General features: G+C 35.4%; 9 protein-coding genes. 4 read left to right on the plus strand and 5 right to left on the minus strand.

From position 1 onward, the window contains the following. Positions 1-39 precede the first annotated feature (39 nt). Both hemB and thiO read left to right on the plus strand, forming a co-directional pair. Positions 40-1053 (plus strand): porphobilinogen synthase, encoded by a 1014-nt coding sequence (gene hemB, locus A6M14_RS06045; protein ID WP_152874095.1) that lies wholly within the window; start codon positions 40-42, stop codon positions 1051-1053. Between the two features lie 98 nt (positions 1054-1151). Then, positions 1152-2267 carry a glycine oxidase ThiO gene (thiO, locus tag A6M14_RS06050; protein WP_152874096.1) on the plus strand — a complete coding sequence of 372 codons (1116 nt, stop codon included), beginning with the start codon at positions 1152-1154 and terminating at the stop codon, positions 2265-2267. A gap of 37 nt (positions 2268-2304) precedes the next feature. Here the strand turns inward: thiO and A6M14_RS06055 are convergent, their stop codons facing one another. The 3 genes from A6M14_RS06055 to A6M14_RS06065 form a co-directional block, all read right to left on the minus strand. Next, positions 2305-3690 (minus strand): sensor domain-containing diguanylate cyclase, encoded by a 1386-nt coding sequence (locus tag A6M14_RS06055; RefSeq protein ID WP_152874097.1) that lies wholly within the window; start codon positions 3688-3690, stop codon positions 2305-2307. Between the two features lie 214 nt (positions 3691-3904). Next, on the minus strand, positions 3905-4804 hold the full coding sequence (locus tag A6M14_RS06060; protein ID WP_152874098.1) for a TIGR01777 family oxidoreductase: 900 nt from the start codon (positions 4802-4804) through the stop codon (positions 3905-3907). Between the two features lie 72 nt (positions 4805-4876). Next, a complete protein-coding gene (locus tag A6M14_RS06065; protein ID WP_152874099.1) occupies positions 4877-5326 on the minus strand; it encodes an ABZJ_00895 family protein in 450 nt (149 codons plus the stop codon). 440 nt (positions 5327-5766) lie between these two features. Here A6M14_RS06065 and A6M14_RS06070 point away from each other — a divergent pair, with 440 nt between their 5' ends. Beyond that, positions 5767-7020: an exonuclease SbcCD subunit D gene (locus A6M14_RS06070; RefSeq protein WP_152874100.1), complete on the plus strand. Its 1254-nt coding sequence runs from the start codon at positions 5767-5769 to the stop codon at positions 7018-7020. 9 nt (positions 7021-7029) lie between these two features. After that, on the plus strand, positions 7030-10623 hold the full coding sequence (locus tag A6M14_RS06075) for an AAA family ATPase (protein ID WP_152874101.1): 3594 nt from the start codon (positions 7030-7032) through the stop codon (positions 10621-10623). Between the two features lie 39 nt (positions 10624-10662). On the opposite strand, the gene A6M14_RS06080 is transcribed toward A6M14_RS06075, so the two are convergent. Both A6M14_RS06080 and A6M14_RS06085 read right to left on the minus strand, forming a co-directional pair. Further along, on the minus strand, positions 10663-11415 hold the full coding sequence (locus A6M14_RS06080) for a hypothetical protein (RefSeq protein ID WP_152874102.1): 753 nt from the start codon (positions 11413-11415) through the stop codon (positions 10663-10665). 107 nt (positions 11416-11522) lie between these two features. After that, the gene (locus A6M14_RS06085) at positions 11523-12209 is read right to left on the minus strand and encodes a YggS family pyridoxal phosphate-dependent enzyme (RefSeq protein ID WP_152874103.1); all 687 of its coding nucleotides are present in this window, start codon (positions 12207-12209) and stop codon (positions 11523-11525) included. Positions 12210-12291 lie beyond the last annotated feature (82 nt).

Here is a 12291-nt window from a genome sequence, read left to right on the forward strand (position 1 = left end):
TACAATAGACGAAGTTTAATACTGATCAATGAGATTGTTATGACTTATACGTTCAATCGTCCTGCATTTCCTGCCACTCGTATGCGTCGCATTCGTAAAAATGACCAATTGCGCGCAATGGTTCGAGAGACACAGTTGACGGCTGATCACCTCATTTATCCTGTATTTGTTTTGCCAGGTCAAAACCAAACACAAGATATTCCAAGTATGCCAAATGTTCAGCGTTTATCTGCTGATTTACTGCTTAAAAAATCTGAAAAATTATTAGAACTTGGTGTGTCTAAACTTGCACTATTTCCTGTGACCCCACAAGAAGACAAAAGTTTAACGGCAGAAGCCGCTTGGCGTGAAGATGGTTTAGTTCAAGAAACTGTACGTTTATTGAAAAAAGAATTACCTGAAATGGTGCTCATTACCGATGGTGCACTTGATCCTTATACAACGCATGGTCAAGATGGCATTATTGATGACACAGGTTATGTGTTAAATGATGAAACGGTTGAATGCTTAATTAAACAAGCGTTAAGTCATGCAGAAGCAGGCGCAGATGTTGTTGCACCAAGTGACATGATGGATGGTCGTATTGGCGCAATTCGTCACGCTTTAGAAGCCAATGGTCATATCTATACCAATATCATGGCTTACTCTGCAAAATATGCATCTAGCTTCTACGGTCCATTCCGTGATGCAGTAGGTTCATCGAGCAATTTAAAAGGTGGTAACAAATACAATTACCAAATGGACATTGGCAACCGTGCTGAAGCACTTCATGAAATTGCACTCGACATTCAAGAAGGTGCAGACATGGTCATTGTCAAACCGGGTATGCCTTACTTAGATATCGTTCGTGAAGTGAAAGATACTTTTGGCGTACCAACTTTTGTTTACCAAGTAAGTGGCGAATACTCCATGCTTGCAGGTGCAATTCAAAACGGTTGGTTATCTGATAGCGTGATTATCGAATCACTTATGTCTTGCCGTCGTGCAGGTGCAGATGGTATTTGGACATACTTTGCAGAAGAAGCAGCACTTAAATTAAAAGAAATGAAATAATCATTTCAACCAAGCCTTTCTGAAATTCAGGAAGGCTTTTTTATTGTCTATAGATAAGCTTTTCAAATTATTACGTTATTTAAAAGGATTGAACTCTGATGCATATCGCCATTATAGGCGCAGGAATTAGTGGATTAATGACTGCATTAGAACTGGTTGAGCAAGGATGTTCTGTCACTATTTTTGATCAGCAACACGCAGGAAGAGAGGCCTCTTGGGCAGGTGGCGGTATTTTATCTCCAATGTATCCGTGGCGATACGAACAAGCCGTGAATGACCTAGCAAAGCATGCAAAAGTTTTGTACCAAGAATGGAATGAGAAACTTAAACCTGTAAGTGGAATTGACTTTCAAATTCATGAAACAGGCATGCTTATTTTAGATGAAGATGATTTTGAAATAGGTTTAAATTACGCACAACAACATAATGAACCCATGCAACAAGCGAAATATTTACAACACGAACAGCTTGAGCAAGTCAATCCACACATTCATAAAAAGTATCAACATGCGATGTATTTTCCGCAAATTGCTAATGTACGAAATCCACGTGTTTTACAGTCCATTACTGCATATTTAAAACAGCATCCGAAAGTTCAGTTTAAAGAACACTGCCCTATTCAAAATCTTAATATCCAAAATAATAAAATCTATTCTATTGTAGATTCATCTGGTCAAAATTATGTTGCAGATGAATATGTTCTTGCCACAGGCGCATGGTCAAAACATTGGGAAACTCAGCTTGGTTTAAGCATTCCTGTTGAACCTATTCAAGGACAAATGCTGTTGTTTAAAACCCCTGAAAATTGGCTACCAACCATGTGTATGAATAAAGTTATGTATCTCATTCCACGTATGGATGGACATGTGGTGTGTGGCTCGAGCATGCGAAACATTGGATTTGATACAACCATCAATGAAGCGGTTAAAGAAAACATTTTAGATGCATGTTTCGATATGGTACCTGAGCTTGCTCAGTTCCCCATTGTGAATGAATGGGCAGGTTTAAGACCAAGTTCACCCAATGGCATTCCATATATTGGTGCCATGCCAAATATTAAAAACTTATGGGCAAATTTCGGTCATTTCAGAAATGGTTTATGTATGGGTGCTGCATCTGCACGTTTGCTTAGACAACTGATATTAAAACAACCAAAGATTGAAAATGCAGTCGCATATAATCCAAAGCATTTAGTCAAAATGGATTTGGTATAGCAACAATAAAAAACTAAGTTAAAAATAGATAAATGATTTATCCATTATCTTGGGCAAAATAATATCTGTTTTTGCCCATTTTTTTCGCTTGATACATCGCCTGATCTGCAACACGTAATAAATGCTCAGGCTCTTCTCCATCTTTTTTATAAATAGCAGCACCTAAACTAACGGATATATCAACAAATTTACCACCAATAGAAATCGGTTCATTGACTATTTTTACTATTCTTTTAAGAATATTTTCTGCTTGCTCAATAGAATCTAATTGATTTAAAACAATGACAAATTCATCTCCGCCAATTCTAGAAATAAAGTCATTTTCTTTAATTGTATTAACCAATCTTTTTGAAACGATCGTAAGCAATTGATCTCCTGCATCGTGACCACATGCATCATTAATTGCTTTAAACCCATCTAAATCTAAATAACACACCACAATTTGATGATCTTCATCATTATGCATTTTAATAAAATTATCGAGCTGAATATTTAATAATCTTCTATTGGGTAAATCGGTTAATGGATCATACATTGCAATTTTTTTAAGCTGCTCACGCTGTTCAGACATGGTTAAAATTGAATATGTTAACCACACAACAAGCCCTGCCAGAGTCAGCACAGATAAAAACTCAAAAATGAGCATCGACAAGCTTACGGAAGTATTTAGGGATGAAACCTTAAGTGTCCAATCTGCGCCATATAGTTTAACTGGAGCAGATATTGCTGTATCTAAAACTGGTGCTTTTGATGCATCAATAATTTCTTTTTGTTGAGTAAATGGATTAATTCCAGACAATTCATAAGCATAACCATCTTTAACCAATCTATTTAATTTTACATCTGCAAAGGCATTTGGTAGTTGCAATGAAACTAAAGTATATCCCCAAAAATATTGAGTCCCATCTTCTTTTTTAAAAAATACAGGGAGCATTCCAACTGCACCTTGAGGACCTTGTATTAACTTAAAAGGTCCTAAAAATAGCAGTTCGCCTTCTTTAATATTTTGAATTTCTTTTGCTTTGTCCTTTCCTTCAAATAAGTCATGATTTTTCACTTTCTTATTTTGTAGCTCAGGTTCAATTTGTCGCATAACACCATCTGGAGCAATAGATAATGCATACGCACCTTCATACATTGGCAACATATATTTTGCGAGTTCGCTATAATTTGAAATAGAGCCATTACTCTGATGAACCATAACCGCAAGCGTATTCACCGAAGATAAAGAATGACGAATTGTTTTTTCTATTGAACTTGCATAGTTATTCGTAATTTGTGTGGTATGTGCTGTTTTTGCTTCAACTTCAGCACGATTTAATTTTAAACAAAAGAATGCACCAAGCGCACAGCATAAAAAAAACACCAAAAATGATATATTTTTTTTATTTAAAAATGTGCTTTCTTTAAGCATCCACATCATACAAATTTACCTAGTTATTTTAAAATCCCATACATTCAAATTGAAATTTTTTCTTATCAACAATAGCTATTCATGAACAACTGTATTTTAACACACTCTTATTTCAACACATCCTTGTTTTAACATGTAAAATTTAGACTGACTATTACAACCTATTTTAAAAAAATATGATTAAAATACAATATACTACTCCCTTTATTAAGAATAAATAACCTTATAGTAAGTCTTTTAAAGCTTGTTTTAATGTTGGATATTGAAACTCAAAACCTACATCTTGTAATGCTTTGGGTTTTACATATTGCCCGTTTAATATCAGCTGAGATTGCTCTGCTAAAAGCCATTTAAAAACAAAATTGGGTAAATTGAATAAAGGCTTTTTCTTTAAAATAATTGAAGCAACATCTGCAAATGTTTTTTGGTTCACTTTCTCGGGTGCAACTACATTAAAAACTTTTGCTTCAGTTTCATTAAACATGAGAAATTCAATTGCTTTAATCACATCTTCAATATGTACCCAAACACAAGGCTGACGCCCGTGACCAATGTTTCTCACCAAATTCATTTTTATAGGTAAAAGCATTTGTGATAGCGCACCACCACCCTTTCCAAACACCACACCTAAACGAATTATTTTAGTATTTTGATTTGGATATTCAGTCGTAACGGCTTCCCACTTTTGACAAAGTTCCGACATAAAAATAGCTTGTGATGATGAATCTTCGGTACAAATTTCTGTCCATTGTTCAGAAAAATCTATGCCATAAAACCCTACAGCCGAACCCGAAATGATTCGTTTAGGTTGTATTTTTCGTTTATTTAAATATTGATAAAGCTGTTCGGTCGTTTTCACTCGGCTTTGAATTAATTGTTCTTTTCGTGAATCTGTCCATCGACCCCTACCTATGTTTTCCCCTGCTAAATTAACTACATAATCAATTTGATCTGTTTTTAATTCATTAAAATCGGAAATCCATTGCAAACATGGGTGATTCGGTGCTTTATTTTTTTGACGACTTAAGCCAACCACTTGATAATCTTGTTTTAATAAATATGCGACTAATTTAGACCCAATAAAACCTGACGCACCCGTAATTAAAACCAAAGGCTTTTTCATACAGCAATCTCATTATTATGATGATGGATACTTCCATTCTATATAAAAAGATTGCTGAATAATCAAGCAATATTAAGCATCAAACATTTTTTCTGCCATGCGTTGTGCTTGCTTTCCATAAAACCAATATGTCAGTAAATACAATGGAATTGCGATTAATAAGAACATAATCAGCATAATCATTAAGAACTGAGTATTTTGTAAATATAACGTTAAATCTTGCCATGCATTTGGATTAGATCGAGAAGCAATCACAATTCCTAAAAGCAAGAAACACAAGTTATATAACCAATAAATAACGCTAAAACCCAATGTAATTTTCTGGCGTTCTGCCTGTGTGGGCGCACGATGCTGTTGTTTGAGAAACTTAAAAAGCACCCAAATCATGGCAATTAAATAAGGAACAATAGTTAAAATAGCCCCCATTCCCGTCGGCATAAGTGCCGCCAATACGCCACAGATACATGTAAAAATCAAACAAACAACAAAAAACCAAATAAAATAACGAGTTAAAGCGACCATTAAGATGACCAATACAACTTCAAAACACTAGTATAAAAAAATTTGAGTTTTTTTTCATGTTTGTGTCAACCATTCATGTATATATGTCGTTATATAGGGTGCAAGGTCAGCAACAACCGTAAATTTGTACCGGCATCCACAATACTTCGGTGACCTTAAAACCTAAAGCAATAAGCTTGCTTGAACATAAATTTTGTTTAGTAGCCAAAATTTTCGTTCTAAGCAGATTTTCTTGGACCGACGATTCTTCCATCACTCGAATCGTCGGTCTTTATTTTTTTATAATGCTCAATTTTAATAAAAAACATTTAACGCCTTTCACTCAAAATTCATCACAAAATCTTCACGACTTGATCTGTCGTTTTATCAATAAGTTCACTCAATTTATATTCAAGCTATGTTAATTTACAACTACACCAAGTTAATGATTTAGGGATTTCATGACTGTTCGCTTTTTTCATACTTCAGATTGGCATTTAGGACAATTTTTCTATAACCATTCACGTCAATTTGAACATGAACAGTTTCTATCTTGGCTTATTCAACAAATTAAAGAAAAACAACCACATGCTCTTCTTATAGCAGGTGATATTTTTGATGTAATTAACCCTGCATCAGCAGCTCAAAAACAGCTTTATCAATTTCTAGCAGATGCACATGATGTTGCGCCACACATGCAAACCCTCATGATTGCAGGTAACCACGATTCTGGTTATCGCATTGAACAAGTCGAACCCTTATTAGAAAAATACAATGCAAAAGCTGTGGGTGTCATTGCGTGGAATGAGGATAAAAGCCTTAACTTAGATCGACTTTTACAGCCCATTTATGATGAGCATAAAAAAATTGTGGCATGGTGCCTAACCCTACCATTTCTACGCCCTGCGGAAATTACAGGTTTTAATGATCAAACCACCAATAGTCAAAGTGCCATCGCATATTTACATCAACAACTTATTTCAGCAGCAAAACAACGTAAATCGGATGATCAAGCACTTATTTTAATGTCACATGCACATATGCAAGGTGGCGAAACGTCTGACTCTGAACGTCCCATTATTATTGGTAATGAAGAAGCGCTTTCAACGTCGTTATTTGATGATGTGATTGATTACGTTGCACTTGGACATTTACATAAACCTCAGAAAGTTGGACAAGCACATATTCGCTATAGTGGCTCACCTATTCCATTATCTTTTAGTGAAATTAACTACAAACACCAAGTGGTAGATATAGAAATTGACCCAACAAAACACAATGAAGAACGCTTTAAGTTTGATGTTTTAGAAATTCCAAGAGCAGTTCAACTTCACAAAATTAGTGATGAACTCAATATTGTTTTTGAAAAATTAGCAGTATTGTCATCAGGTGAAATTGAATCGATTGATCAACGTGAATATGTTGATATTGAATACCACACAGATACACCGCCTCAGCCCAATTTACGTCAACAATTTGAAGATGCTTTACCGCCAAATCGTTATAGATTAGTTCGCATTTCACGCCAATATAAGAACAAAAACAATGATGCAGATAACAATCAAGTTGTAAATTTAGAACCGCCCACACCAGAAAAACTCTTCCAACAAATTTGGGAAAAGCAAGGTTATAGCGCAGATGAGTCAGTCTTAAAAGACTTTTTAAGCTTGGTTGATGAAGCACAAAAATCACTTGAAGATGAACACAAGGTTTAAGGATTTGCCATGAAAATTTTATCTATTCGTATTAAAAATTTGGCATCTTTAGCGGGTGAACATTTTATTGATTTTGAAAGCGAACCTTTAGCAAGCGCAGGTTTAATTGCTATTGTCGGAAAAACAGGTGCTGGCAAATCGACCATTTTAGATGCCATGTGTTTAGCACTGTTTAATCAAATTCCTCGATTAAAAGGCAGTGATGGGAAACTGATTGATGTAGATGGTTCAGAGCTTTTAACCAATTCGCCATTAACGGTTTTACGTCGTGGTACAGGACATGGGTTTGCTGAACTTACGTTTGTCGCACAAGATCAAAAAGTTTATTTGGCAAGATGGGAAATTAAACGTGCTCGTGAAAATCCAAATGGAAAATTACAAAGTGTACAGCGCTCACTCAAATGCTTAACCGATGGTAATGTTGTTGCAGATAAAGCCAAGGCTGTTGAATCTCAAATTCATAGAGTTACCCAACTCTCTTTTGAACAATTTACTCGTGCCGTTTTATTGGCTCAATCTGAAGTAACAGCTTTCTTAAAATCACGTGATAATGAACGTGGTGAATTACTTGAATATCTTACAAATTCGAATATTTTTGGAAAAATTGGACAATTGGCTTTTGAAAAAACCAAGCAAATTGCCAACCAACGAAAAGAACTTGAAAATGTTTTAGGACATATTGAAATCTTATCTGATGAAGATTTCACAATCACGAATGCTCAATTCGAAAGTGTAAATACAGCGCATCAAAAATTAGAAGCAGAAAAACTGCATCTTCAAAAGCAGCAACAATGGTTTGAACAAAAACAAAAATACGAAACCGATGCTCAAACACATCAGCAACAACTCAACATTCAGCAACAACAACTCGATGCACTTGCACCTGAAAAAGAGCAACTACAACAACTTGAACGCTTTGCCTCTATTCGCCCCTATGTCATTCAAAATAAGAATTTCAGTGCCGATCTTGAAAAGTTACAACCTCAGTTAGAAAAGGCTCAACAAGAATTCAATACCATTGAACAGCAATACACAGCTGAAAAATTAAGCTTTGAAAAAGTTGAAGCAGAGCAAAAACAACAGCATCAATTTGAGATTCAACATCAAGAAACTATTCAATTGGTACGTGATCGCATCGCTGAGCGTCTTGTATTGGTTGAGCAACTTCGAAAAGCACAAAGCCATTTTAAAGAACTTGAAAACCAACTAATTCCACATGTGAATCATGAAAAACAAATTAAAGAACAACTAGAGCAACTCAACAACAATATTGCCCAACACACGTCAAAATTAGAAAATTCAAATCATTTTGCCTCGCTAGATGATGCCCTTTCAGCACATACCCACCAAGTTCAACGCTTCATACAAAGCTATGAACAATTTGAAAATAATTATGGTGATGTGCAACAAGCCAATCAGCAACTTTCGCTAAAACAAAAACAACTTGAAGAGTTAATACAGCAATTCGGTCAAAATGATGCACTGAATCAAAAAATTAGCGCTTTGCGTAGCGAACGCGATCAACTTGTACAACAGTTAAATCAATTCAATGTGGTTCAACATCAATGGCAAAATTTCCAACAGCTAGATGCTGAATATCACAAACTCACGAGCTGGGAAAATACGCTTAATCAGCAGATCAATCAGCTTCAAACTGAATTAAAATCTGCCGAATCAAGTTACCAAGAACAAAAATTGGCACGTGAACAACTACAAAAAATCTTGCAACAACAGCGTTTACTCAATACTGAAAATATTGAAAAACTCAGAGCAGAATTGGTCGATGATGAACCATGTTTAGTTTGTGGTAGTACTCATCACCCTTATGCTGATAAAGAAGATTTTTCTGATGAGTTATTGAAACTACAAGAACAACAAGAGCAACACGCTATTGAAGCTGAAAAACAGGCATTTGAAGCATGGCAAAAATTACACACAACATTCACTCAGCAAAATACATCATTGGATGCGAATACCAAACAACTTGCGACTCTTGCAACGCAACGACAACAGCTTCAATCTGAACTTGAAAAACAACTCAGCGTGCTTGGTATCAGCTTTGACTTTTCACAAAATCATGAGGTATTCACTCAAACCCTTCAAACACAAAAAATGCACGTTGAAAATGGACAACAACAACTTGAAAATAGTTTAACGGCACATGAAAATGCACAAAAACTTCGTCATGAACTGATACCGTCAATTCAACACACCACACAGCATTTATCGAATGTGCAACAAGCTGAATCCAATATTCAGCATATCCTCAGTTTGTTAAATGACGTAGAAAAACAAGCTTGGGAAGCCAATACATTAAAAGCATCAAAACAACTTTATACGAACTTACAACAACGTCGAACCATTCTAATTGAACGCCATGATTGTGAAATGCTATGTGGTCAGAAATCACAACAACTTGAGCAATGTCAGCAACAAATCAAATTCAGTCAGGAAAAAATTGGAACTGCCGAGAAAACCATTGAAACATTAACGCTCGATGGCAAAAAAAATAGTGATCTTGCCATTCAAGCTATTTTTGAAATGACGGAAATTACTGTTGAAAAACCACATGAATGGTTAATGCAGTTCGATCAAAATCGTCAAAATTTACAGCTTAAACTTAACAATGCTCGCCAAAGCTTCGACCAACTTCGTCAATCCTTTGAAACTACTCAAAGTCGCTTAAAAGAATGCCTGACTCAACAAGCGCAATTAAATGCTCATATAAAACATGTTCAAGATACGATTCAAGATTGGCTCAGTGACCGCACTGATTTCAATATTGCCTTGCTTGAGCAACTCAGCTCGATGAGTTTTGAACAAGAACAACAGCTTAAACAACGTGTTTCTGAAATTGAACGAGCTTATGCCGATTTACAAGCAGGCATTAAAACCATTCAAAGCCAACTTAAACAACACTTAGAACATCAGCCCGAGTTAGATTTCGATGCATTAAACAATCAGTTCTCAAGCCTTGTTAACAATATGCAAACTTTGGCTGAACAGCGAGATGAAGTGAAATTAAAACTTGAAATGCATCATCGAAACGTCGCTCAACAACAAGCTTTTGCCGATCAAATTAAGCAGATTCAAACAGAAGAACATCGATGGAATAAAATTTCGAGTTTAATGGGTGACTCAACAGGTAAAAAATTCCGTGATTATGCGCAGCAGTATAATTTAGACATCTTATTGGAATATGCAAATCAACAACTTGCAATGCTTTCTCAGCGTTATACATTAAAGCGCTTAGATAACTCACTTAGCCTTGCAATTGTCGATCATGACATGGATGGTGAAACACGTTCAGTATCATCACTTTCAGGCGGTGAGTCTTTCTTAACTGCCCTTGCCTTGTCACTTGCCATTGCAAGTATGGCTTCAGGTTCAATGAAAATTGAATCACTCTTTATTGATGAGGGTTTCGGAACACTCGATGCATCATCTTTACATATGGTAATGAATGCGCTTGATCAATTACAAAGCCAAGGACGTAAAGTGGTGCTCATTTCACATATTCAAGATATGCATGAACGAATTCCTGTACAAATTCAGGTTCAGCCTGTAGGTGCAGGTGCAAGCCGAATAGAGGTTGTGGGGTAAAAAGGATGTCAAATTTACCTTTAACCTCATATAAATTTACTATTTATCAGCCGGAAATGCATTCGGAGCTTGGGCATATTCAGATTTAGAAACATTATTTTTATAATCATTAGCCAAAGACAATTCAAAAATTGAAACACCAATAATGCCTGTGTTACTTTCTGAACCTTGTTCTGAATTAGCAGCATATGAATTTTCTGTTTTACCAAAAGTAAAAGAAGCAACTGATTCATCACTCTTTCTAAAACCATCAATAATTAGCGTTTTATGAGGAGAAAGGACATAGCCTGTTTTAAATTTTGAAGCCTTTTCACCATCTAACACATCGATACCATCAACGCTTGCAATAATTTCATATGTTCGATCTGTATGATTTTCATATTTTAACTGGTAACTTTGACCATCTTGAGCACTCATAAAATAGTCCGATCCACTACGGAACACAGGCAACTTTTCATCATTATCACCAATGATGGAGAAACTGATTTTTCCTGAATAAAGTGAAATGCTATTAACAGATTTACCAGTATATTTTTTAGCAGAATATCGTAATGTGCTTTCTACTATTGGCTTATTTGTTAATCGAGTAGCTTCTACTTTTTTCACATATGAACTAACATCATCTCCCCAAGTTGTTCCTAATCGATCATTATTTGAAACGTGTTCATTATTAGCTCCATCATTACTAGAAGCATATTCACTAGGAGCTTTACTACAAGCAATTAGTACTAAACTTAATAATAAATAAAAAAGAATATGTACTCTTTTCTTTATATCTTTAGGGAGGTTCATTTTTTATTTATAAATTTTAATAGCCATTCATAACAACTATTTTAACGTCAAAAGTTACGAATAATTAAAAACTATACTTTTCAACGTAACTTCAAATACAGATTCTACTATTTAGAATAATCTCTTGCCCCAAACAAAGCTGTTCCAACACGAACCATTGTTGAGCCTGCGTCAATTGCATCAACCATATCGCCAGACATCCCCATGCTTAAAGTATCCCAGTCTTCAGGATGTGCATGTTCAGTTTTTACTTTTTCAAACAAAAATTTAGCATCAGCAAAAGCTTGTGTATTATTAGGTACGGGAATGACCATCAATCCACGCAATTTCAAATGTGGTAATTGGCTAATGGTTTTTACTAAATCAGCAACATCTTCAGGCGAACACCCATCTTTCGTATCTTGAGCATCAATATTCACTTGCAAACAAATATTCAAAGGCGCTTGTGAGGCTTCGCGTTGGCTCGATAATCGCTCGGCAATAATCAAACGATCTACTCCATGCACCCAAGCAAAGTTTGAAGCCAAATGCTTGGTTTTATTACGTTGAACATGTCCAATAAAATGCCATTCTATTTCTAAATTTTTGAGTTTTTCAATTTTATCCAATGCTTCTTGAAGATAGTTTTCACCAAATGCACGTTGCCCTGTTTCATACATTTCTTGCAAAATTTCACTTGGATGCGTTTTTGAAACAGCCAATAATTGAACATCATTTTCTGAACGATTCGCTAATTTACACGCATTTTTAATTTGCTCTAAAACTAAATTTCGCGATGTTTGCAGACTATTCATTGACGTATTTCTCATTTCAAGATGATTATTTACATTCGACTTGAACAAAATGTTGGTTAAGCCGATGGAAAGCCTTATTATT

It is taken from the genome of Acinetobacter portensis (assembly GCF_009372215.1).
GTDB lineage: Bacteria > Pseudomonadota > Gammaproteobacteria > Pseudomonadales > Moraxellaceae > Acinetobacter > Acinetobacter portensis.

Excerpts from the sequence above, each read along its gene's own strand:
- thiO (WP_152874096.1), top strand. The coding sequence starts at position 1,152 with ATGCATATCGCCATTATAGGCGCAGGAATTAGTGGATTAATGACTGCA.
- A6M14_RS06070 (WP_152874100.1), top strand. The coding sequence starts at position 5,767 with ATGACTGTTCGCTTTTTTCATACTTCAGATTGGCATTTAGGACAATTT.
- A6M14_RS06085 (WP_152874103.1), bottom strand. The coding sequence starts at position 12,209 with ATGAATAGTCTGCAAACATCGCGAAATTTAGTTTTAGAGCAAATTAAA.
- A6M14_RS06075 (WP_152874101.1), top strand. The coding sequence starts at position 7,030 with ATGAAAATTTTATCTATTCGTATTAAAAATTTGGCATCTTTAGCGGGT.
- A6M14_RS06055 (WP_152874097.1), bottom strand. The coding sequence starts at position 3,690 with ATGATGTGGATGCTTAAAGAAAGCACATTTTTAAATAAAAAAAATATA.
- A6M14_RS06065 (WP_152874099.1), bottom strand. The coding sequence starts at position 5,326 with ATGGTCGCTTTAACTCGTTATTTTATTTGGTTTTTTGTTGTTTGTTTG.
- A6M14_RS06060 (WP_152874098.1), bottom strand. The coding sequence starts at position 4,804 with ATGAAAAAGCCTTTGGTTTTAATTACGGGTGCGTCAGGTTTTATTGGG.
- hemB (WP_152874095.1), top strand. The coding sequence starts at position 40 with ATGACTTATACGTTCAATCGTCCTGCATTTCCTGCCACTCGTATGCGT.
- A6M14_RS06080 (WP_152874102.1), bottom strand. The coding sequence starts at position 11,415 with ATGAACCTCCCTAAAGATATAAAGAAAAGAGTACATATTCTTTTTTAT.